This window comes from Wenyingzhuangia heitensis, from assembly GCF_011762155.1.
Taxonomy (GTDB): domain Bacteria; phylum Bacteroidota; class Bacteroidia; order Flavobacteriales; family Flavobacteriaceae; genus Wenyingzhuangia; species Wenyingzhuangia heitensis.
On sequence record NZ_JAASQL010000001.1, the window covers coordinates 591,099 to 614,390 of the forward strand.

General features: G+C 31.7%; 22 protein-coding genes. 10 read left to right on the plus strand and 12 right to left on the minus strand.

The genetic code is table 11. The annotated features are described in order from the left end of the window. Positions 1-2,205 (plus strand): TonB-dependent receptor, encoded by a 2,205-nt coding sequence (locus tag FHR24_RS02470; protein WP_167183370.1) that lies wholly within the window; start codon positions 1-3, stop codon positions 2,203-2,205. Positions 2,206-2,363: 158 nt separating this feature from the next. Here FHR24_RS02470 and FHR24_RS02475 read toward each other — a convergent pair whose 3' ends face one another. Beyond that, entirely contained in the window at positions 2,364-3,170 is an 807-nt protein-coding gene (locus FHR24_RS02475) for an anti-sigma factor (RefSeq protein WP_167183373.1), read from the minus strand. 4 nt (positions 3,171-3,174) lie between these two features. Further along, positions 3,175-3,705 (minus strand): RNA polymerase sigma factor, encoded by a 531-nt coding sequence (locus FHR24_RS02480; RefSeq protein ID WP_167183376.1) that lies wholly within the window; start codon positions 3,703-3,705, stop codon positions 3,175-3,177. Positions 3,706-3,872: 167 nt separating this feature from the next. On the opposite strand from FHR24_RS02480, the gene FHR24_RS02485 reads away from it, so the two are divergent. Together FHR24_RS02485 and FHR24_RS02490 are read left to right on the plus strand one after the other, a co-directional pair. Further along, a complete protein-coding gene (locus FHR24_RS02485) occupies positions 3,873-5,015 on the plus strand; it encodes an Mrp/NBP35 family ATP-binding protein (protein ID WP_167183379.1) in 1,143 nt (380 codons plus the stop codon). A gap of 33 nt (positions 5,016-5,048) precedes the next feature. Continuing rightward, on the plus strand, positions 5,049-5,285 hold the full coding sequence (locus FHR24_RS02490; RefSeq protein WP_167183381.1) for a NifU family protein: 237 nt from the start codon (positions 5,049-5,051) through the stop codon (positions 5,283-5,285). A 162-nt stretch (positions 5,286-5,447) separates the two neighbouring features. Here FHR24_RS02490 and FHR24_RS02495 read toward each other — a convergent pair whose 3' ends face one another. Then, positions 5,448-7,313 carry an ABC-F family ATP-binding cassette domain-containing protein gene (locus FHR24_RS02495; protein ID WP_167183384.1) on the minus strand — a complete coding sequence of 622 codons (1,866 nt, stop codon included), beginning with the start codon at positions 7,311-7,313 and terminating at the stop codon, positions 5,448-5,450. Between the two features lie 118 nt (positions 7,314-7,431). Continuing rightward, positions 7,432-8,238: a hypothetical protein gene (locus FHR24_RS02500; RefSeq protein WP_167183387.1), complete on the minus strand. Its 807-nt coding sequence runs from the start codon at positions 8,236-8,238 to the stop codon at positions 7,432-7,434. A 208-nt stretch (positions 8,239-8,446) separates the two neighbouring features. On the opposite strand from FHR24_RS02500, the gene FHR24_RS02505 reads away from it, so the two are divergent. From FHR24_RS02505 to FHR24_RS02515, 3 genes are read left to right on the plus strand one after another with little or no spacing between them, the layout of a single operon-like run. Then, positions 8,447-10,129, plus strand: a complete 1,683-nt coding sequence (locus FHR24_RS02505; RefSeq protein ID WP_167183390.1) for an ABC transporter ATP-binding protein — start codon at positions 8,447-8,449, stop codon at positions 10,127-10,129. Positions 10,130-10,178: 49 nt separating this feature from the next. Continuing rightward, the gene (locus FHR24_RS02510) at positions 10,179-10,991 is read left to right on the plus strand and encodes a DUF4292 domain-containing protein (RefSeq protein WP_167183393.1); all 813 of its coding nucleotides are present in this window, start codon (positions 10,179-10,181) and stop codon (positions 10,989-10,991) included. Further along, a complete protein-coding gene (locus tag FHR24_RS02515; RefSeq protein WP_167183396.1) occupies positions 10,984-12,216 on the plus strand; it encodes a murein hydrolase activator EnvC family protein in 1,233 nt (410 codons plus the stop codon). The genes FHR24_RS02510 and FHR24_RS02515 overlap by 8 nt, the downstream gene beginning before the upstream one ends. A gap of 1 nt (position 12,217) precedes the next feature. Here FHR24_RS02515 and FHR24_RS02520 read toward each other — a convergent pair whose 3' ends face one another. Both FHR24_RS02520 and FHR24_RS02525 read right to left on the minus strand, forming a co-directional pair. After that, positions 12,218-12,727, minus strand: coding sequence for an acyl-CoA thioesterase (locus FHR24_RS02520; protein WP_167183399.1), 510 nt, complete (start codon positions 12,725-12,727; stop codon positions 12,218-12,220). 49 nt (positions 12,728-12,776) lie between these two features. Then, positions 12,777-13,667 (minus strand): SPOR domain-containing protein, encoded by an 891-nt coding sequence (locus FHR24_RS02525; protein WP_167183402.1) that lies wholly within the window; start codon positions 13,665-13,667, stop codon positions 12,777-12,779. 93 nt (positions 13,668-13,760) lie between these two features. Here FHR24_RS02525 and dprA point away from each other — a divergent pair, with 93 nt between their 5' ends. Further along, positions 13,761-14,864 (plus strand): DNA-processing protein DprA, encoded by a 1,104-nt coding sequence (gene dprA, locus FHR24_RS02530; RefSeq protein WP_167183404.1) that lies wholly within the window; start codon positions 13,761-13,763, stop codon positions 14,862-14,864. Here the strand turns inward: dprA and FHR24_RS02535 are convergent. Genes FHR24_RS02535 through FHR24_RS02545 form a run of 3 tightly spaced genes read right to left on the minus strand, consistent with a single transcriptional unit; the run spans position 14,851 to position 17,640 of the window. Continuing rightward, positions 14,851-15,723, minus strand: coding sequence for a DMT family transporter (locus FHR24_RS02535; protein WP_167183407.1), 873 nt, complete (start codon positions 15,721-15,723; stop codon positions 14,851-14,853). The genes dprA and FHR24_RS02535 overlap by 14 nt on opposite strands. A gap of 5 nt (positions 15,724-15,728) precedes the next feature. Further along, positions 15,729-16,163 (minus strand): dUTP diphosphatase, encoded by a 435-nt coding sequence (gene dut / locus FHR24_RS02540; protein WP_167183410.1) that lies wholly within the window; start codon positions 16,161-16,163, stop codon positions 15,729-15,731. A gap of 34 nt (positions 16,164-16,197) precedes the next feature. Next, entirely contained in the window at positions 16,198-17,640 is a 1,443-nt protein-coding gene (locus tag FHR24_RS02545) for an oligosaccharide flippase family protein (RefSeq protein WP_167183413.1), read from the minus strand. A 61-nt stretch (positions 17,641-17,701) separates the two neighbouring features. On the opposite strand from FHR24_RS02545, the gene FHR24_RS02550 reads away from it, so the two are divergent. Genes FHR24_RS02550 through FHR24_RS02560 form a run of 3 tightly spaced genes read left to right on the plus strand, consistent with a single transcriptional unit; the run spans position 17,702 to position 19,590 of the window. Further along, complete coding sequence (locus FHR24_RS02550) at positions 17,702-18,394, plus strand: DUF6973 domain-containing protein (protein WP_167183416.1); 693 nt, start codon at positions 17,702-17,704, stop codon at positions 18,392-18,394. Then, on the plus strand, positions 18,391-18,819 hold the full coding sequence (locus tag FHR24_RS02555; protein ID WP_167183419.1) for a hypothetical protein: 429 nt from the start codon (positions 18,391-18,393) through the stop codon (positions 18,817-18,819). Before FHR24_RS02550 ends, FHR24_RS02555 begins: the two co-directional genes overlap by 4 nt. 9 nt (positions 18,820-18,828) lie before the next feature. Then, on the plus strand, positions 18,829-19,590 hold the full coding sequence (locus FHR24_RS02560) for a lysophospholipid acyltransferase family protein (RefSeq protein WP_167183422.1): 762 nt from the start codon (positions 18,829-18,831) through the stop codon (positions 19,588-19,590). A 131-nt stretch (positions 19,591-19,721) separates the two neighbouring features. On the opposite strand, the gene FHR24_RS02565 is transcribed toward FHR24_RS02560, so the two are convergent. Genes FHR24_RS02565 through FHR24_RS02575 form a run of 3 tightly spaced genes read right to left on the minus strand, consistent with a single transcriptional unit; the run spans position 19,722 to position 23,182 of the window. Beyond that, complete coding sequence (locus FHR24_RS02565) at positions 19,722-21,257, minus strand: RagB/SusD family nutrient uptake outer membrane protein (RefSeq protein WP_167183425.1); 1,536 nt, start codon at positions 21,255-21,257, stop codon at positions 19,722-19,724. Between the two features lie 21 nt (positions 21,258-21,278). Continuing rightward, the gene (locus tag FHR24_RS02570) at positions 21,279-22,052 is read right to left on the minus strand and encodes an amidohydrolase (protein WP_167183428.1); all 774 of its coding nucleotides are present in this window, start codon (positions 22,050-22,052) and stop codon (positions 21,279-21,281) included. Further along, positions 22,037-23,182, minus strand: a complete 1,146-nt coding sequence (locus FHR24_RS02575; protein ID WP_167183431.1) for a methionine aminotransferase — start codon at positions 23,180-23,182, stop codon at positions 22,037-22,039. The genes FHR24_RS02570 and FHR24_RS02575 overlap by 16 nt, the downstream gene beginning before the upstream one ends. Between the last annotated feature and the right edge of the window lie 110 nt (positions 23,183-23,292).

Here is a 23,292-nt window from a genome sequence, read left to right on the forward strand (position 1 = left end):
ATGAAAAATGTAATTTATATAGCATTGTTTTGGGTAACAAGTATTGCTGTGGGACAAACAGTAAAGGGAGTTGTTGCCAATCAAAATAAAACTCCTGTGGAGTATATGTTTGTGGTCAATCAAAAAACACAAGAACATGCACATACTAATTTTAAAGGAGAGTTTAGGTTAGCAAATACTTATGTTGGAGATACTATTATATTTCAAAAAATAGGATTTAACCCTAAAAAAATAGTATGTACTAGTGCAATTGTCAATGTACAAGTAACTACACAAAGCATTGCTTTAGAGCAAGTAGTATTAACTAGTGGAGTAAGTGCATCTAGCGTAATAACAGCAATAGATGTAGAAACAAATCCTGTGAAATCAGCACAAGAATTATTAACCAAAGTACCTGGTTTAATTATTGGTCAGCATGCAGGAGGTGGTAAGGCCGAACAAATTTTTTACAGAGGTTTTGATATAGATCACGGAACAGATTTACAGGTAAATGTAGACGGTTTACCTGTAAATATGGTGTCTCATGCACATGGACAAGGATACGCAGATCTGCATTTCGTAATTCCAGAAACCATTAAAAATTTAGATTTTAAAGCAGGGACTTACAATGCAAAACAAGGAAATTTTGCAACTACAGGAACGGTAAATATTAGTAGTAAAGAAAGGTTAAGTGATAATAGAATCAAGTTAGAAGTAGGAGATTTTAATTCTCAACGTTTGCTTTTTATGAATCAGTTTATCAATAAAACAAACGAATCTGCATATGTTGCTACCGAATACATTAAATCTGACGGACCTTTTGAAAGTCCTCAAAATTTTAAAAGATTTAACATAAACAGTAAATACATTAAAAGAATAGAAGATACGCAATTGGCTTTTACATTTTCTCATTTTGAAAGTAATTGGAATGCATCGGGACAAATACCCGAAAGGGCTGTAAATAACGGAAGTATTTCTCGTTTTGGAGCTATTGATGATACTGAAGGAGGAGAAACTGCAAGAACTAATATTGCTTTGGCAATTACCAATTCTTATTCAGATAATTCGGAATTAAAACACTTGTTATATTATACCAATTACCAATTTGATTTGTATTCTAATTTTACTTTTTTCTTAGAAAATCCTGTAGATGGAGATCAAATTCATCAAAAAGAAAACAGAGCTATTTTTGGGTATCAGTCAGATTATAAAAAGCAATTAAACATTGCAAATAAAGAAATTTTATTTTCTGCTGGGTTAGGAGTTAGAGCCGATAAAGTAAAAGATAATCAGTTGTCTAGTACCAAAAATAAAACAGAAATTTTAGAAAGAATTCAGTACGGAGATGTAAATGAAACAAACTTTTTTGGATACGTTAGTGGAGATATAGAGCTAGGAAAATGGAATATAATACCAGCTCTTAGAGTTGATTATTTTTCTTTCGGATACCAAGATTTTTTATCAACAGATAACAAACTAAAAGAACAGACTAGTGCTGTAGTAAGTCCAAAACTAAGCGTATTGTATACACCTGTAAATAGTTTTCAGGCTTATGTAAAATTAGGGCAAGGTTTTCATACCAACGACAGTCGTTTGGTGTTGAATTCTTTAGGAAATGACATTCCTAAAGCTTACACAACAGATGTTGGTTTTGTATGGAGAGCAGATCCTAAAGTTTTAATTGGATTGGGTGCTTGGGCAATGTATTCAGAACAAGAATTTGTATATGTAGGAGATGCTGGAGTGGTAGAGCCTAATGGAGCATCAGAAAGGGTGGGACTTTCTTTAAACACAAGATTGCAGCCTACACGTAACCTGTTTGTTAATTTTGATGCCAATTATACACATGCAAGATTTGCAAATGAACCTAATGGAGAAGATTACGTTCCCTTAGCTCCAAGCTTTACCTTAAAAGGAGGGATTACCTATAAAAAAGACAAAGGTTTTTACGGAGGGATAGACTTTTTACATTTAACGGATAGACCAGCAAATGAAGATAATTCTATTGTTGCTGATGGGTATACTTTAACCAATTTAAATGCAGGTTATAGATGGAATAAAGTAGAATTGGGAATTCAAATTCAGAATTTATTTGATGTAGAATGGAACGAAACTCAGTTTGCTACTGAATCTAAATTGGCAAACGAAACAAATTCAGTAGAAGAAATTCATTTTACTCCAGGTACACCATTGTTTGTTAAAAGTAGCATTACTTATAAATTTTAGTTGATTCATTTTTTGTTTAAGGTGAATGTTGGGCTATCTGGGGGGATAGCCCTTCTTTTATTTCTAGTGTATTTAAACAGAAAATATAGTTATGACATAAAATCAAAAAGACCCTCTATTTGTAGCGGGTCTTTTTGGTTTTATGTATTTGTAATTAGTTAAGATACATTTGTTAATCCAAGGGTATATAACTGTTCTAACGTTGGAGATTTACTACCACCAGCTGGTTCTAATGTAATTCCAAAAGCTTCAGATTTATTAGTATTACTTACTTTAATATATCTATTTCCTTTATTATAAGCATCCATCGTTCCTAAACTAGTTGGAGTTAATGGGTTTAAAGTTAAAGACCATAGTTGATATACTTTTCCTGCAGGTGCAGGAGGCAATCCGTTTAAATCTACATACATTTCGTTGGTGTTTTTATCCCAATAAACCTGTGCATAACTTTCTGGAGAAACTGTTTGACCAGCTAAATTTACTTTTAATGTTTCTGATGATGATAAAAACGCAATTACCTCATCTCTAGTCGTAAGGTCAATATTTTTTGCAATTAAATCACCTTGCAGCGTTGCCCTCTGCTCGTCTAAAATTTCGTTACCAGCAATTTGTTTGGTTAAATTTTTCTTTAAATCAGTATTGTTGGTGTATAGGCTAATAATTCCAATAGTTAGTAGTACACTAGCAGCCCAACCCATATAACTATACCATTTAATGGGGATTACTTTGGTTTGAGGTCCGTTAACAGCATTCATCAATTTAGTAAAAGGATATGCTTTTAAGGTTTCTTTTTTACTTAGTTCAGCCACCTTTATAACAGTGTATTCTATGTTTTTAATATGTTCTTTTAGTTCTGGATATTGCTGTATGTTGGCATACACCTCATAACTGTCTTCTCTGTTAAGGGTACCTGCCACATATAGTTCAAGTATTCCAGACTCTATATATTCATTTATATTTATCATAACCCTATCTATTAATACTTAATTTTAAACTGCTTAAACAACTTCTACTTCTTGTTTTTACGGTTCCTAACGGAATGTCTAACTCTTCAGAAGTTTCTTTTTGTGTATAACCTTTGTAAAAAATTAAGTCGATTATTTTTCTACACTTTTCAGACAGTTTTTTTACTTTGTCAATTAGTGTTTTTTCTTCGTCGCTAACCTCTCTGTCTTCTGGTTCTGATATATTTACGAAAATATCTATGCTTTGGTTCTTTTTCTGAAGTTTATAATCTTTAGACCTAGTTTTATCTATGGCTGCGTTTCTAGATATGTTTAACAACCAAGTAAAAAATCGACCACGTTTAGGTGAGTAACTTTCTATATTGTCCCAAACTTTTAAAAAAACTTCTTGCAACACATCTTTAGACAAATCTTCGTCTTGTAAAATAGTATCAATAACACCTAACATACTTTTGTTATACATTTCATATAATTTCTGGTAGGCAAGTACATCTTTCTCTTCCTGAAATTTTTTAACTAGATTGTCTATATCCATATAGAATTGTGTAAGAATTAGATGTTGAAATTAGTAAGAAAAAAGTAGCTAAGCTAACAAGAGTTACAAATATGTGTAAGATTTTAATTAAAAGCAGACAATAGGAGGTATGTTATTATAAATAAAGTGAAATAGCGTATCTTTACACACCAAATAAAAAGGGTAAAATGAGTATTACAAAATCAGATATAAAAGCAGTATTAGAAACCATTACAGCTCCTGGAGAGGGAAAAAGTTTGATGGAAAATAACAACGTTACCAACATTAATATTTTTGGTGATGAAGTTATGGTGGATGTTAACATTAGCAATCCAACATTACAAGCAAAAAAGAAAACCGAAACTGAAATTGAAAAAGCAATTGTAGCAAAATATTCAACGGCAAAAGTAAAGGTAAACTTAACAGTAGAAGCTAAAAAGAAGGAAGAAGCTCCTAAGTCAAATCCTAATTTAATTAAAGGAGAAAAAATTCCAGGAATCCAAAATATTATCGCCATTGCTTCAGGTAAAGGAGGAGTAGGGAAATCTACTGTAACGGCTAATATGGCGGTTACATTACAAAAAATGGGATTTAAAGTGGGAGTTTTAGATGCCGATGTATACGGTCCTTCTATGCATATTATGTTTGATGTTGCCAAAGCAAAACCTATTTCTGTAAATGTAGACGGACGATCTAAAATGAAGCCTGTTGAGAATTATGGAATTAAACTATTGTCTCTAGGTTTTTTTACCAATCCTAACGAAGCCGTCATTTGGAGAGGGCCAATGGCCTCTAAAGCATTAAATCAAATGATTTTTGATGCAGATTGGGGAGAACTAGACTTCTTGTTAATTGATTTACCACCAGGAACAGGAGATATTCACTTATCTATTGTGCAAGCTTTACCAATTACGGGAGCTGTGGTAGTTAGTACTCCACAAAATATTGCTTTAGCCGATGCTAAGAAAGGAGTGGCTATGTTTCAACAAAAAAACATCAATGTTCCTGTATTGGGAATTGTAGAGAATATGAGTTATTTTACTCCTGCAGAATTGCCAGAAAACAAATATTATATTTTTGGAGAAAACGGAGCTAAACACTTAGCAGAAGATATAGAAACTGCCTTTTTAGGAGAGGTTCCTTTGGTACAAAGTATTAGAGAAGCAGGAGACGTAGGTCACCCTGTAGCATTGCAAGAAGGAACACCACAAGAAGTAGCTTTTAAAGAAATTACTAAGAATATGGCAGCAGAGTTGGTAAAACGTAACAAAGATTTACCACCTACTGAAGTTGTTAAAATTACAACTATGAGCGGTTGTTCAACAAAATAATAATAGTATATTTAAGACTTAAATAAGTAAATGATGAACGCAGAAGAGTTACAACAAAATGTAGAAAATGCTTTAGATGAAATCCGTCCTTTTTTAGAATCTGATGGGGGAAATATATCTTTAGTATCTATTGAAGATAATATTGTGAAAGTAAAGTTAGAAGGTGCTTGTGTGGGTTGTAACGTAAATCAGATGACCTTAAAAAATGGAGTAGAAGCTACAGTTAAAAAACATGCTCCACAAATACAAAGTGTGATTGATATTAGCTAAAAGCTATATTCTTAATAAAAATAAAAAATCCCTAATTGAATTTTCAATTAGGGATTTTTTATTTAGTTCTCGACTCCGCTCGAACACCTTTAGTAACTAAGAGGCTTGTTATGGGGCATCGAGCGGAGTCGAGATGTATGTAATAATTTCTGAAGTATTATTTTACCCCTCTAATTTTTCACTCAATTCAAACCAACGCATTTCTTTAAACTCAATATCATCAATAATTTTTTGTAGTTCTAAAGATTTTTTATCAATAGCATCACCTTCTATTTTACCTTCAGCAAATTCTGCTTCTATCGCTTCTTTTTTACGGTTTAGTTTGGCAATATCGCTTTCTAGGTTAATGTATTCTTTGTTTTCAGAATAGCTTAGTTTGGCAGGTGTTTTTGTTTTTTCTTTAACAGCTTCAATTTTAGTAGGAACAATTTCTTGTTGTTCGCTGTTGTCAGAACTTTCATAAGCTCTAAAGTCTGAATAATTTCCAGGAAAGTTTTCAATCACTCCATTTCCTCTAAATACAAATAAAGAATCTACAATTTTATCCATAAAATAACGGTCGTGAGAGACTACAACTAAATTTCCAGGATAATCTAACATAAAACTTTCTAATACGTTTAGCGTTACAATGTCTAAATCGTTGGTCGGCTCATCTAAAATTAAAAAGTTAGGATTCTGAATTAAAACCGTACACAAGTACAAACGTTTACGTTCTCCTCCACTTAGTTTTTCTACAAAATCGTATTGTTTCTTTTTGTCGAACAAGAAACGTTCTAACAATTGACTTGCGGATATTTTATGTCCTTTGGCTAGCGGAATAAATTCACCAAATTCTTTAATAACCTCAATTACTTTTTGACCCTCTTTTACTTGTATTCCAGACTGATGGTAGTATCCAAACTTAATCGTTTCTCCTACTACTACTTTACCGGCATCTACAGGTGTATTTCCAGTTAATACATTTAAGAAAGAAGATTTACCTGTTCCGTTTTTACCAATAATTCCAATACGTTCTCCACGGTTAAAATTATAATCAAACTGATCTAACATGACCATGTCTTCCCAAGCTTTAGAAACTTTGTGAAATTCGACAATTTTGTTCCCTAAACGTTCCATGTTAATTTCTAACTGAACTTTGTGTTCAGATCTTCTTGCTCTGGCTTTTTCTTTAATTACATAAAAATCATCCTGACGAGATTTAGATTTAGTGGTACGTGCCTTTGGCTGTCGTCTCATCCAATCTAATTCTTTTTTAAATAAGTTTTTAGCTTTGGCTTGTACGGTTTGTTCAAGCTCTATACGTTCTTCTTTTTTTTCTAAATAATAAGAGTAGTTTCCTTTATAACTGTACAACTGTCCGTTGTCCATTTCTATAATTTCGTTACACACGCGTTCTAAAAAGTAACGGTCGTGAGTAACCATAAACAAGGTTATTTTTTCTTTGGCAAAGAAAGATTCTAACCACTCAATCATTTCTAAATCTAAGTGGTTGGTAGGCTCATCTAAAATTAAGACATCAGGTTTGCTAATTAAAACGGTAGCCAATGCCAAACGTTTACGTTGTCCTCCAGAAAGACCACTTACTTTAAGTTGTAGGTTTTCTAACTTTAGTTTGGTTAAAATTTGTTTGTATTGTGTTTCAAAATCCCATGCGTTGTATTGGTCCATCATGTCAAAAGCCAATTGATATCTTTCGGCATCATCTGGGTTTTCAATGGCTTTTTCGTATTCTTGTACAATTTTAAGCACCTTACTGTCCGATGCAAAAATTACTTCTTCTACGGTTTGATTTTCATCAAAAGCATCTTCTTGAGACAGATAAGAAACATGTAAGTCTTTACGGGTTACTACTTGTCCAGTATCCGGAATATCATTTCCTGCAATAATTTCTAACAAGCGGGTTTTACCAGTTCCGTTTTTGGCAACAAAAGCAATTTTTTGGTCTTTGTTAATTCCAAATGATAAGTTTTCAAACAATACGCGTTCTCCAAAAGCCTTGGAAACGTTTTCTATAGATAGATAATTCACACAAAAATATTTTGTGCAAAAGTAGGGGAATATATTGAGAGTTGTATTTGTTATTTTAGATATTAAATTATATCCAAATAACTTTTAGTATTAGTAGTTATTTTAAAATGAGGTAAGTTTACCATGCTTGTTGAAACGTTTTTTCGTGTATGTATAGATCTTTTACTAATTTATTGATTCCTGTATTTTTAAAAATATTCATCACTTTTTTGGGCCAAGTTTCTCTAAAGTTAAAAGAGTTAGGTCTACCACCAATGGTGTAAATAAATTTTTCGTTTAGTTTGGGGTCAAATAAAACATGAATTCCGTGTAAAGCTACTTGTTCATCTAACAAAGTCCGAGCTTCATTATAGGCTTTAATACGGCTAGTGTGAGAAATAAATCGGGATACAAAATCTTCTACATTTTTAAGATTTGCTTTGGTCATTTCATCAGGATGATTGATTAAAAACTCAAGATTTTGTGTCGTTCCTGCAATGCTATCAGGTCGATAATCTTTTTTTAAAGAAGGAGGTCTTTCTTCCCATACAATGTTGGCTTTAGGTATTTTTTTTAATCGACTTTTATCTAGAATAGGTGTTTGTGTGGTAATGTCTTTTGGCATGGTTAAGGCAGGTAATTCAGCATCACTACCTACAGCATTTAAACTTAAAAAGTTACCGGTAATTCTACCAATGTATCCATTTCCCCAACCAGATTCTAAAGAAATAATACTTAATACAGCAGCGGGGGGAACTTTGTGTTGTATACACAACTCTGTAACAGGTAATGCCAAACGTTGGTATAGCTTTGCTACATGGCTATATTTTCTATATCTGTAACCTGTAACTGATTTTTTGACAGGACCTACTGCTTTTTTTAGTTTAACAATTGGTGCTTTTTTAGGAACAGACGTTTTGTTTTTTTGTTGTGTGGTAAGATCCAAACAGAAAAAATAAAATAGGGCAAGTGCTCCAAAAATAAAAAAATATCTTTTACGGTTGTACATAGGTTGATTTAGTAACTATAAAATCAAATATATATAAATATTATTTGAGATAATTCTAGAGTTTGTCTTTTAAAAAATTAGAACTAGAATTAAAACCATCCACATAGTTTTGTTAATTTTAAAAATTCAATTCTTAATGCAAACCATGAATCCAATTCTTAGCATACATAATTTAAGTATCTCGTTTCAAAATCAGAATAAAGCGAATCGGGTAGTTCACAATGTGAGTTTTGAGATTATGCCCAATCAAATTGTGGGAGTCGTGGGAGAATCGGGAAGTGGAAAATCGGTAACTTCTATGGCTATAATGGGCTTGTTACCCAAGCAAATTTCTAAAGTAACGGGAACAGTTTTGTATCAGAAAATTTCTTTATTAGAGTTAGAAGCTAATCAACTAAGAAAAATTGTAGGAAAAGAGATTAGTATGATTTTTCAGGAACCGATGACCTCTTTAAATCCTAGTTTAACTTGTGGAGAACAGGTGTCAGAAGTGCTAGAAATCCATACCCAATTATCAACAAAAGAAATAGAAGCTGAGGTTTTACAGTTGTTTGAGAAAGTAAAATTACCTAGAGCAAAAAAAATGCTAAATCAATATCCGCATGAGCTGTCTGGAGGGCAAAAACAACGAGTAATGATTGCCATGGCTATTGCTTGTAAACCTAAGTTACTAATTGCTGATGAGCCCACAACAGCTTTAGATGTTAGAGTGCAAGATGAAATTGTATTGCTATTAAAAGAACTACAGCAAGAAACGGGAATGAGTATTTTGTTTATTACTCATGACTTGGCTTTAATAGCTGAAATAGCCAATAAGGTGGTGGTGATGCAAAAAGGGAAAGTGGTAGAGCAAGGCAATGTGGAACAAGTATTTTTACAGCCGAAAGAAATTTATACCAAAGCGTTAATTAATGCCAAACCAAAACTAAATGTCAGATTAAAAGAGTTGCCATCGGTAGCAAGTTATATAGATCATAATTTTAAAGAAGAGGTTTATTCTACAAAAGATAGAGCAGAATTTCATCAACAGATTTATAGCAAAAAACCATTGTTAGAAATTAAAAATTTAAAAACGTATTACACCTCTAAAAATAACTGGTTTGCTACACCCAATGTAGTAAAGGGAGTAGATGATGTTAGTTTTAAAGTTTACGAAGGAGAAACGGTGGGGTTGGTAGGAGAATCTGGTAGCGGAAAAAGTACCATAGGAAGAACTATTTTAGGATTAGAAAAAGCTACGGCAGGAGAAATTTGGTACAAAGGTGTAAACTTAATCACGCTTTCAAATTCGCAAAGAAAAAAATACAGACAAGAAATTCAGTTAATTTTTCAAGACCCCTATTCTTCTTTAAACCCAACTCTAAAAATAGGAGAGGCTATTTTGGAGCCGATGGTAAAACATAAGGTTTTGGAAAATAATACAAAACGAAAAGAATACATTTATCGGTTGTTAGAAAAAGTGGGTTTGGAAAAAGAACACTATTCTAGATATCCACATGAGTTTTCTGGAGGGCAAAGACAACGTGTAGGAATTGCTAGAGCATTAGCATTGCAGCCCAAATTAATTATATGTGACGAGTCTGTTTCTGCTCTAGATGTTTCTGTACAAGCACAGGTTTTAAACCTGTTAAACAAACTAAAAAAAGAATTTGATTTTACGTACTTATTTATTTCTCATGACCTCTCTATTGTTAAATTTATGTCCGATCAATTGATTGTTTTAAATCAAGGAAAAATAGAAGAAATTGGAGATGCAGATATTATTTACAATCAGCCACAAAAAGAATATACAAAAGCATTAATTGATGCCATTCCTAAAGGGATTTGATTCTGTGATTCCTACGAATAAATTGTATATTGCATCAAAAAATAAACGTATGCAGTTTAGGTTATTGGCAGTGTGTTTACTGCTTTTTTTGGTTTCTTGTAATTCTACGCAAACGCTAGAGCCTATTAAGGTTGACATACCTAGAATTAGAGAGTCTAAATTAATAAAGAAATATCAGGCAAATTCTTTTGAAGATTCTGGAATTAAAACAGTTAAGATTGATGCTAAAATGTCTTATAAAATTGGAGACTCTTCTCATAAATTAGGACTTAAATTTAGAATAGCCAAAGGAGAAAAAATCTGGATGAGTGCTGATTTTTTAGGAATTCCTGTGGTTAAAATGTTGATAGAAAAAGACAGTGTTCACTATTATAATAAATTTGATAAGACTTATTTTGAGGGATCTTTTGAGTTTATAAAAGAGTTAATTGGGGTAAATGTTAACTATGGAGTTCTAGAAAAACTATTTATGGGAGATATGATTTTAAACATAGCTTCTAAAAAATATAATGTAGATATTCATGACAATGCCTACTTTTTTTATGACACCAAAAATGAAGGTTATTATATAGAGGGTGCTTTGTATCCTTTTACCTTTAAAACAAAATCTCAAGTAATAGAACAAGTTTTAAGCCTGAATAAGTTTGCAGCCTATTACAAAACCCACCAAATGGTAAATGAGTTTTTGTTTCCTAAAGTTGTAGAGCTTCAGGCAAATAACAAAGGTAAGATAACCGTTATTTCTATGATTTATAAAGATGTAACTTTTGATGAAACGCTTTCTTTCCCATATAGAATTCCTAAGGATTGTGACAAAGAAATTCAGTTAAAATCTAAAAAAGAGACAAAAGTAGATGAGTAAAAAATTCTTCCTTTTTTTTAGTATTTTAATTTTAACCATTACTTTTTCTTTTGGACAATCTGCCAAACAAAAAGAGTTAGAAAAAAAAAGAGCACTGTTGCAACAAGAAATTGCAAGAGTAAATAAGTTGTTGTTTAGTACTCAAAAAGAAGGAAAAAACTTACTAAGTAATTTAGAAGACATCAATAAAAAAATTCAGGTACGAACAGATTTAATTAAAGCTATTACTGCAGAAGCTAATTATTTAGAACACCTGATTGTGAAAAATGAAAAAACTAGAAGAAAATTAGAAGAAGAGCTAGTTGCTCTAAAAAAGGATTATGCAGAAATGATTTTAAAATCTTATCAAAGTAAATCCGAACAAAGTAAATTGATGTTTTTATTATCTTCTGAAGATTTTTTTCAAGGATACAAACGTTTTAGGTATATGCAACAATATGCCAACTTTAGAAAAAAACAAGGAGACTCTATTGTTGCTAAAACAGAAAAAATTGCTGATTTAACCAGAGAATTACAAGGTCAAAAAAAGCAAAAAGAAACTTTAGTAACAAAACATAAAAGAGAGGCTGATAAAATAAAAACTGAACAAAAAAGTCAGGAGTTATTGGTTAAAAAAATTAAATCTAAAGAAAGAATTTATATTTCAGAGATTAAGAAAAAGCAACAGCAGGAAAGAGATATAGAAAAGGAAATTGAACGTGTAATTAGAGAAGCTATTGCGGCATCTAACAAATCTAAAAACCCTACTAGTAAGCCAGATGTAAATGCCAAGTCATCAGGTTTTGCGTTAACACCAGAAGGAAAGGCTTTGGCTACTCGTTTTGAAGAAAATAGAGGAAAGTTACCTTGGCCAGTAACCGAAGGAGTAGTGACTAGAAATTACGGAGTAATTCCACATCCTACTTTAAGTGGTATAAAAATAGATAGTAAGGGAATACATATTACGACTAAAAAAAACGCATCAGCTAGAGCAGTCTTTAAAGGGACGGTATTAGCAATACAATCTGTTAGTGGTCGTAATGCAGTGTATATACAACATGGTAATTACATTTCTTTGTATAATAACTTAGATAGAGTATATGTAACCAAAGGGCAAGAGGTAGTTTTAAAACAATCTTTAGGAACTGTATTTACAGATAAAGTAACAGGAAAAACAACTTTAAAATTCCAAATTTGGAAAGATACCAATAGACAAAATCCAACGTATTGGTTGGCTAGAATGTAAACTATTCAAACAAAGATTTTAACTCTAAAGCATCTTGGGGTTTTAACTTACCAGCCACCACTAAACTTAATTGTTTTCTTTGCAATGCATTTTTAAAACGCATTTTTTCTAATTTGGTTTCTGGGATTATTTCTGGAACTCTATGTGGTTTTCCATGTTCGTCTACAGCCACAAAAGTATAAATAGCCTCGTTTACTTTGGTGCGCTCTCCAGAGTTTCTGTCTTCTAAAAAAACATCGGCAATTACCTCCATAGAGGAGTTAAAAGCTCTAGAAACTTTAGCTTCAATAGTCATCATACTTCCTAATGGAATTACTTTACCAAAAGATACATTGTTTACTGAAACGGTAACACAAATAGAATTAGAATGTCTTTGGGCAGCAATACAACAAATTCTATCTACGCGTGCTAAAAGCTCTCCACCAAATAGACCGTTTAGGGCATTGGTGTCGCTAGGTAAAATAATATCGGTACTAATTGCTAAAGAGGCAGATGATGTTTTGGCTTTCATAAAATAATGAGTTATAAACTTAGGTAGGCCTAAATATAGGTTTTATAGTTTATTCATTCACAAATAACCAAGCATGTTTGTTGTCAACTTTTCTAATCTTGTTTAAAGTATTGATAGCTTCTCTTTTATTGTTAAAAGATTGGTAACTTACTTGTGTCAATCCCCATTTGTTTAAGCCAATAATACTAGATTTGTATCCTTTTTTGTTTAAAAGGCTTACTTTTTTTACAGCATTGGTTTCATCTTTAAAAGCACCTGCAATAATATGATACTTATAACGAACTGCTTCTACTTCTTTTTTCTCAACGTTTAATGTTATAGAAGGTAAAGGAGTTAGAATATTAAAAGATGCTTGCTGAATTTGATGAGTGATTTCTTGCTGAGCTACAATTTCTTGTTGATTGGCAAGGTTACTAATATAGGTGTTTGCTCCAATAAATAGACCTGTAGCAATTGCAGCTGCAGCTATATATTTTGTATAAGATTTTTTACGAATTACTTCTTGTTGTGGAGTGATAATTGTATTTCTTAAAACGTAATTCGCATCCACATCACTTAAACCAAAAGAAGAGGTTAGGTAATTTATTTTATCAATTGGTTCAAAAGATAATTGATTGTTGATAAAAGTAAATTGACCAATGTTTTGTAGTAAAAGGGGAGCGTTTTGTAAATCTTGCTTCCAATTTTCTACTGTTTTTTGAATAATTTGTACAGATTCATCATAAGTAACATTCAAAGACGTAGCAACATGATTAACCAATAAACCATCATTTTGTTGAAGGTTAACATTAAAAGAAATGTTTTTGCTAGGAGGTGTAAATATTTGATTTTCAGAATCTAATTGACTAGCCAAAGTGTTGCTAACAAATCCTCCAAAGTTGGGAACCATTACACACTCATATCTGTATAGTAAATCGCTTATGTATTTTGATAACTGCATAGCACAAAAATATCAAAAAAATAATTAGGTTCAAGACTAGATTTCTCTTTTTTGATAGAAACATTTTTGTAACTTATTAGAAAAATATTGCGTATGGATATTGAAGAGCTTCAATATGCTTTAGCACTACAAGATACCAAAGGTGTTGGAAGTGTTACTGCTAAAAAATTGATTGCTATATATGGTAGTGCTGTAGAATTATACAAAGCACATCAGCGAAAAGAGATTAGAGATAATGTTAACCAAAAAGTTTTTGATAGATTATTCCGTTCTACCTCTGTAGATAAAGCAAAAAAAGAAATTGATAGAGCTTTAAGTAGAGGAATTAATTGCATTTATTATAAAAGTAAAGAGTATCCAAAAGAGTTGTTAAACTGTTCCGATGCTCCCGTTATTCTATTTAAAGATGGGGATGATAATTGCAATGAATATAAAAGGGTTATAAGTGTAGTAGGAACAAGAAATATTACGTCTTATGGTAGGGATTTTTGTAAAGAATTATTATTGTCTTTAAAAGGATACAATCCTTTAATTGTAAGTGGTTATGCTTTTGGAATAGATATATGTGCACATTTAGAAGCGTTAGAAAATGGTTTGTCTACGTTAGCCGTAATGGCTCATGGTTTTGGATCTGTTTACCCTAAAGAACATAAAAAATATTACAGGGAAGTAAAGGAAAGTGGTGGGTTTTTGTCTGAATTTGGTTTTGATGAGCCGCCTTATAGAGAAAATTTTTTAAAGAGAAATAGAATTGTAGCAGGTATGAGTCAGGCAACAATAGTTGTAGAATCTGCTGCAAAAGGAGGTGCTTTGGTTACGGCAGATATAGCAAATTCTTATAATAAAGATGTTTTTGCTCTACCGGGTAGGTCTACAGATGTTTATAGCAAAGGATGTAATAATTTAATCAAACAACACAAAGCCGCTTTAATAACGTCTGGAGAAGATTTAATAGAACAGTTAGGTTGGATATCTAAAATAGATACTAGTGTAAAAGCAATTCAGCCTCAATTATTTTTAGATTTAGAAGGAGGCGAAAAAGAAGTGTACGAAATGTTAGAAATATCTTCTTTATATATGGATGAGATTTCTAGATTAAGTGGCATTCCAATTTACAAAATATCTAACATTGTTTTTCAGTTAGAAATAAAAGGATTGGTACAAGTGTTGCCTGGTAAAATGATTAAGAGGATTTAACTTTTTTAGAAATTAAACTCTCTAATATTACGGCAGAAACAATAATACTACCCCCAATTAAGGTGGAAATTGTAGGTTGTTCATTTAAGAATAAATAAGCTAATATTACTACATATACAGGTTGTATACAACTTAATAGTGAAGCCGTAGTTGCCGAAAAATATTTAAAAGTTTTTACATAATAAGTGTGACCAATAGCGGTAGTAAAAGCTCCTAGAAATATTAAATAGGGGAGTAGATTAGTGTAATGAGTAACCTTAAAGTCTAATAAGAATAAAAGAGGGCTTAATAAAAGAGCCACCCATCCATTTTGATAAAACATTAACATACTAGCATCGTAAGTAGCTACGTGTTTTTTCATTAAAATATTTCTTGTGGCAAAAAATACTGCAGAAATAATTCCAAAAAAGATTCCTAAACTAGTTTGATTTCCAAAGTTAAATTCAGGAGTTAGTACATAGAGCCCTAAAAGAACAACCAAGGCAAGTAATAAATGTTTTGGATTGAATTTTGTCTTTAAAATAAACGGTTCTAACAAGGTGGTGAAAATAGGGAATGTAAATAAAGAGATCACTCCCAGACCAGCTCCAGCTAGTTGAAGTGCATAAAAATAAGTAATCCAATGGCCTCCTTGTAAAATAGCACAAAAAATAAAAGAACCTGTGTCTTTTTTGTAATTATAAATAAGAGAGACTCCTTTAATTTTTACATAAATAGCAAGGGTGATAAATGCAAAAAAGCATCTGGACCAAATACCTATTTCAGGAGGTAGAGAGATATAGTTCCCTAAAGGAGCAGCACCCGCAATAATTATTAGAGCTATGTTTAGCTCTAGAATATTTTTAAGTTCTTTTTTCATGGAATTTATTTAGTACCTGTACTTCCAAATCCACCTGCTCCTCTATCAGTTGTATTTAGTTCATTTACCTCTAACCATTCAGCTTGCTTGTGCTTGGCAATTACCAATTGAGCAACTCGTTCACCATCTGTTACCTCAAAAATTTCGTTAGATAGATTTACTAAAATCACTCCAATTTCACCCCTGTAATCTGCATCTACAGTTCCAGGAGAGTTTAATACGGTAATTCCTTTTTTGGCAGCCAAACCACTTCTAGGTCTTACTTGCGCTTCGTACCCTTGTGGTAATGCAATAAATAAACCTGTTTTAACAATAGTTCGTTCTAAAGGTTTTAAAAAGATACTTTCGGTTATGTTTGCTTTTAGATCCAAACCAGCAGCTCCTGTGGTTTCATATTGTGGTAAAGCGTGTTTAGATTTATTGATGATTTGGACTTTCATACTAAAGAGATTTTGTGCAAAAGTAACTTTTTATTTAGCGGTTGACCAATCTTTGTTTTATGAATTTTTGTTGGCTAAAATATAAGAAGACTAGAGTGATAATAATAAATAAAGTATTGACCATAAAATCTCCTCTAAAAAAGTAAAAAGAGACAAAACTAAGTGCGGTTGTAAATAAAAACAATCCAATTATCTTAAATACTTGGTAAGGAGTTTTATAATGTTTTTGACCATATAGATAAGAAGTTATCATCATAACAGCATATACTCCAAAAGTAACCCATGCAGCTCCCATATAACCAAATATAGGTACCAGTGTGACTAAGCCTGTAATAGTTAAAACTCCTCCTAAAATCGAAAAATACATAGCGTATTTTGTTTGTCCTGTGTTTTTATACCAAACAGAAAGATTGTTGTATATACCTAACAATAAGTTCGCTAATAAAATAACAGGAACAATAGCTAAGGTTTCAAAATACTCAGGTTGTTTTAATAACAAACTAGCAAAAAAATCAATATAAGAAACTATGAATAAAACAATTAAAGAACCTAAAATGGTAAACCATTCTAAAATTAAGGCATAAGTTGTTTTTGCGTTTTTCTGTTTAGCAATATTAAAAAAGAAGGGCTCTGCACCTAGTTTAAATGCTGTAATAAATAAAGACATAAAAACTCCCAATTTATAAGTTCCTGCATAAGCACCCGCAATACTTTCATTTAAATATCTAGGGAGTATTAATTTGTCAAGATTCTCATTCGTTATATAAGCAATTCCAGCAATTAAAATAGGCCAGCTATAGTGTAACATTTTTTTTAATAATGTAAAATTTAACTGTATTCTAAAGGTTGAAAACAGAGGGAGTAATAGTATAAAAATAAATCCACTTGCAATTAAATTTGCTAAAAATATGTACCCCACCTGAGAAGAGTTATTGAATAAATTAAAGTTGTTTAGATAGCCATGCGTTGGTAAATACCACAAAAATAAAATGTTTAAAATGGCATATACAGTAATATTTAATGTTTTAAAAATAGCATAGTTAAGCGCTTTGTTTTTTACTCTTAAATAAGCAAAAGGAATTACCACAAGGGTATCTAACAAAGCTGTAATAATTAAGATTTTAAAATGACTGGTTTCGCTAAATTCTAATATGGGAGCAATAGTGTCTGCCAAAAAAAATAGTGGAGTTAATAAAAGGATGGCTACCAATGCTATTATAGAAAAAGTAGTGTTTAGTACTTGTGCTTTGTCCTTTTCTGCATTAAAAAACTTAAAAAATGTAGTCTCCATTCCAAAAGTAAGCAAAACATTAAAGTAAGCAGCCCAAACGTAATACTCGGTATTTGTATTAAAGTCGGCAGTGCTTGGTAAGATTTTTGTGTGTAGTGCCACAAGAAACACATTAATAGCTTTTGGTAAAACGGCAGCAATACCATAGACCAACGTATTTTTTATAAAAGATTTTAATGTGCTCAAATTATAAATTTATAGCACAAATATATTCTATTTTTGCAGAAAAAAATGAAAGCAAGAAGTTATGAAAGTTAAAATATTTAGATCTGTTTTATTGTTAGCACTTTTGTTTACAACGGTTGCTTCTAGTCAATCTTCTAAAAAAGCATTTAAAAAATTAAGTTCTGCAGAAAAGTGCTGGGTCATTTTTCATCCGTTTAAGGCTAAAAGGGCTTACAGGGTTACCAAAGAGGTGAAGCAAGTAGTAGATTCTATTTTACATACTCAGAACATGGGAAATCATCATGCTGGAAACCAATTAGATGCATTTAAACACGCGTTTTGGATGTGGAGTTTGGCAGAAGAAATAGGGTGGAGATCGGCTAAAAGTTTAGGAGATCAACATGAAAAAGGAAATTATCAATTTTTTAAAGAACACAAATTAGAAGATAGAACAACTCCAGACAAGGTAAGTGGAGACATGGATTTACACAACAATTCTATAGGAATTAAATTGTATAAATTGTACAAAAAGCAACATTTGTCTCAAAAAGAACGAATAGAAAAAGTAAAAGAAGCAGTACTGAGAGGTGAAATGAGAATGATTTATCAGACACATTCTGGTAAATATTTAAACGCTAATGGGTATTTAATACCCAAAAAAGAATATTACGGTGTTTGGGACAACGCAAAATGTTTGGTTCCATCAACCTCTATCTTTTTAATGGCTGATAATAAATCTAAATCATTAAATTTGCCACAAAACATTAAACAATGAGAACAGTACATTCAATTTTAGCAGCTTTTGTATTAATTGCCTTAGCTATGGTAGTTTTTAATGCTATAATGAGTTTAAAAAGAAATGAACAATTTAAAGCTGGAGACAGAAAATTAGGTTTAATCGCTTTAATTTTAACTCACACCCAGTTAATTATTGGTTTAATTACCTATTACGTTTCTCCTTGGTACACCTTATTAAAAGGGATTGGAATGGGAAATGCTATGAAAAATGCAGAGTTGCGTTTAATGAGTGTAGAGCATCCTTTAATGATGATTATTGCCATTGTATTAGTAACTGTTGGTTGGTCTAAGCATAAAAAAGCAACGGAAGATGTAGCAAAATATAAATCTTTTATTATTTTTTACGGATTGGCATTGTTGGTTATCTTGTCAAGAATTCCTTGGGGTCAGTGGTTTCAATAAACTAATTTTATGGCAAAGCATAAAAAAATGCCATTAGCTAAAAGTCTATTGGCATATCCTTTATCAGTATTATTTTATTTAATGTATACGTTGATTTTGTGCGTATTTCATCCTATTCAATGGATTGCTCTAAAACTAGGAGGATATAATACTCATAAAAAAGTAGTAGATGTGTTAAATTTTTGCTTGATAGCATCACTTTATATTTTAGGAACTCGTGTGAAATTTATCAATACGTATAAATTTGATACTTCAGTGCCTACTATTATAGTATCTAATCATCAAAGTTCTCACGAAATATCTCCATTAGGTTGGTTTTTTAGAGATTTACATCCAAAGTATGTTTCTAAAAAAGAATTAGGAAAAGGAATTCCTAGTGTTTCTTTTAATCTAAAACACGGAGGGTCTGCATTAATAGATAGAAAAGACGGAAGACAAGCACTATCTGCAATAGGTGCATTTGCAAAATATTTAGAAAAACATAAAAGAGCTGGAGTTATTTTTCCGGAAGGAACAAGAAGTCGAGACGGACAACCTAGACGTTTTTCTGAAAATGGATTGAAGGTTTTAACCAAATTTGCTCCATCAGCAACGGTAATACCAGTAACCATAAACAACTCTTGGAAATTGTGGGAATATGGTCAGTTTCCTATGAATATTGGTGTGAGAATGACAATAGAAGTTCATCAGCCTATAAAAGTTTCAGAGACTTCTTTTGATGAATTGTTTAAAGAGGTTGAGCAAAAAGTAAAGAGTAAAATTATTTCATAAGAAATTTATTAAGATCAATTTGAATGCTTTTAAGGTGCGAAAAAGTGTATCAAGGATTAGCTTAAAATTCAAATTGACGAAATTTAATATAAACATAAAAGAGCCTCTAGTTTTTAGAGGCTCTTTTGTGTTTAATAACCTATATTCTGTTTAGCATTTACATTTAATTCAATCTCAGATTTGGGTATGGGTAAAATTAGTTGATAATTTTCAATATTAAGTTCATCTATAGCTTTGTTAAAAGCTTTTAGAATGTAGAATCTGTTTCCGTCTAATTGTAGTTCATTCTGATATTGTTTAAAGATAGTTTTAGACAATTCACTCTTACTTATTGTTGGTGAAATAATAGGTTGCTGAGATCTGGTTCGTAATTTATCTAGGTATTCAATAGCCTTTGTAACGTTGTTTGTTTGATTGTAACATTCTGAAAGCATTAGCAAAACTTCGGAATATCTGGAAATGTTTAAGCTCTGAATGCTTAGGTTGTAGTTGTTGTTAAGTGAATTGATGATAGCTGAATTGGTGTTTGATGAACTAAAATTAAAACCATAGCTATAAAGCAGTTCAGAAGTTTTTGGAGTTTTAACAGAGTTAGATAAACTGTATTTGTTTTCGGATACTATTGTCTCTAGAATGTCAATAGTTTTCTGATATTCGTTTTGCATAAAATAGATTCTACTTAATAAAACTTTAGCAAAGTCTGTTGTTATTCTATTTTCTGATTTTGTAAAGTTAGAAGGTAAATATTGTATAGAAAACTCTAAGTCTTTAGTGATTTGTGCTGTAATTTCGTTAGTGTTTTTATATTCAAGCTCAGGAATATTAGTAATGGTCTTTAACAGCATAGGTCCGTTTCCAAACCAATTGATAATAGCTGAATAAGCATAAGCTCTTAAAGCATAGGCCTCAGCAAGTTTACTGTTTAGTTTGTTAGGGTGGTCTTTGTAAGTTAGAGCACTAACCTCTGCTAACCTATTAGCCCAATGGATTGTGCTATAGATACTTTGCCAAAATTTGTCTAAATCGATGTTGGTAGATTTGACTGTGTGACTGTTTAAATCGGTTTTGGAACCAAATGGTTTTTCCGTTATTTGATTTGTGTAAAAAGAGTCAAATAAAAATTGATATTGTAAAAATATAGGAAGTTCTTTAGTATAAATCTCGGTTAAGAGTGCTTCAATATCTTCATCTTCCATGTCAGATAGTGAGGTGTTAGAATATACAAGGACATCTTCTAACGTAATTGAGTCTAACAGCAAGCTGTCTTGGGTATTATTATTGGCTATAATTACCGCATTAAGTTTTGCAGATATTTTATGAATAGAGTCTTTTTGAATGGTGATAAGACCACTTTTGCTAGAGTATGTCTTATTACTTAAAGTATACTGTATAACAGCTGATTTTTGATTTACCACAGTGTTAAAAGAAACTATTTTATAATCTCCTTGTAATGTATCATTCGTTTCTAATAGTAAAGTATCGTTTGCTCTTACCACACTAAATAAATAAGTGTGGTCAATTGTTTTTTCTATAAAAAAATCAGTTCCTGATAGAACAAGGAGTTTTACCTCTGTTTCAGTTTCGTCTATTTTTGTGTTTAATTCTTCTTTAGTGCAACTAAGAGTAATTACTACAATTAAACACAGTGCTAAAAAATAACTTTTCATTCTCTTTTTAGCGTAAAACTATCAATTTTTAATTTCAAATTCATCTTTGTTTTCTAAAAATCTAAATTGGTTTCTAGCTTTGGTAATTGTTTCTTTGTAGAGTGTAATTTGCCTCATAACAGGTTGGTTTTTGCAATGAGTAAGTAATTCTCCCAAGGGGCCAATAACCTGAGAATCTCCTTGATACGTTAGATTGTTGCCATCAGTTCCTAATCTATTTACAGCCACCACATAGCACATGTTTTCTATGGCTCTTGCTGTTAAAAGTGAGTTCCATGCAAAGGCTCTTTTGGCAGGCCAATTGGCAACATAAACAGCAATTTCGTAATTGTCTGTATTACGAGACCAAACTGGAAATCGCAAATCGTAGCAAATAAAAGGTTTTATCTTAAAGGCCTTGTAGTTTATTGTTGTAAATGTGTTTCCAGCGGTGTACACATTGTCTTCTTTACCATAAGTAAATAAATGCTTTTTGTTGTAAATGGTTTCAATTCCGTTGGGAGTTACAAATACAAATCGGTTAAAATATTGGTTGTTTTCTTCTATACTTAAAGATCCGCAAATAGCACAGTTTAATTCTTTGGCTTTGGCAAGCATCCAAGAAACAGAAAGTCCATTCATAGGCTCTGCAATTTTGGTAGGCTCCATGCTAAAACCTGTGCTAAACATTTCAGGTAGCACAATTAAATCAGTAGTAATGTTAGCCAACTGTTTGTCTAAATAATCAATAGTTGCTTTGCTGTCCATCCAATTAATATCAGTTTGAACGAGCGTAATGTTTAGTTGATCTTGCATAATATTTCGGTAGCTTTTATAATGGTTTCATCTGTTTTAGCAAAACAGAATCTAAGAACTTTTTCGTCTAAATTATCAACGTTAAATACAGAAACAGGTATAGTGGCTATTTTAAATTCTTTGACCAATCTTTTGGCAAAATCCACATCGTTTTCTTGAGTAATTTTATCATATTTTAACAATTGAAAGTAGGTTCCTTTAGACGGGACATAAGTAAAGTTAGAGTTTTTAATTCCCTCTAGAAACAAATCTCTTTTGTTCTGGTAAAATTGATTCAAATATGAATAATTGCTTTCATCTTTAACAAACGTAGCAAATGCTTTTTGAGTGGGTGTGTTAATGCTGTATATATTAAATTCGTGTACTTTTATAAATTCATCCATTAAATATTTTGGGGCTGCGCAGTAACCAATTTTCCAACCTGTGTTGTGAAATGTTTTTCCAAAAGAAGCAATCACAAAACTTTGTGCTTTTAAAATGGGATATTTACAAGCACTTTGATGTGGGTGTCCATCATAAGTCATGTGCTCATAAACTTCATCACTAATTACAATAATATTGGTGTTGGTAATAAGGTATTGCAAAGCCATCATATCATTATTAGTAAACAAAGTACCTGTTGGGTTTAAAGGAGTGTTTAAAATAATCATTTTTGTTTTTGATGTTATTTTAGAAGCCACTTCTTGCCAATTCACTTTATAATCAGGATAGTTTAATTGAATCAATACAGGAAGACCACCGTTTAATTTTACCACGGGTTCGTAACTATCAAATGCAGGTTTAAAAATAATTACTTCATCATTTTTATTCACAAAACAGGTAATAGCATTAAACAAAGCTTCGGTTGCACCTGCGGTAATGGTAATTTCGTTTTGAGGATTGTAATTGGTTTGATATAAGTTTTCTATTTTCTGAGCAATCACTTCTCGCAATTCAATGTCTCCACGCATATGTGCGTACTGATTGTGTCCATTTGACATGGCTTGACTAACCAAATGTTGTAAAATTGTTGAGGTTTCAAAATTTGGAAAGCCCTGAGACAAATTAATGGCATTGTGTTTATTGGCTAAGCCACTCATGGTTGTAAAAATACTTTCTGGTAAATTGGGTAGTTTAGAATTGATAGTCAACGTACTAGTTTTTTATTTACGATAAAAATAAGCATTGATTTGTGATTTAAATGCAAATTAAGGGTTAATTCCATAGAGAAGTCTTATTTTTGAGCGAATTGAAAAGTTTG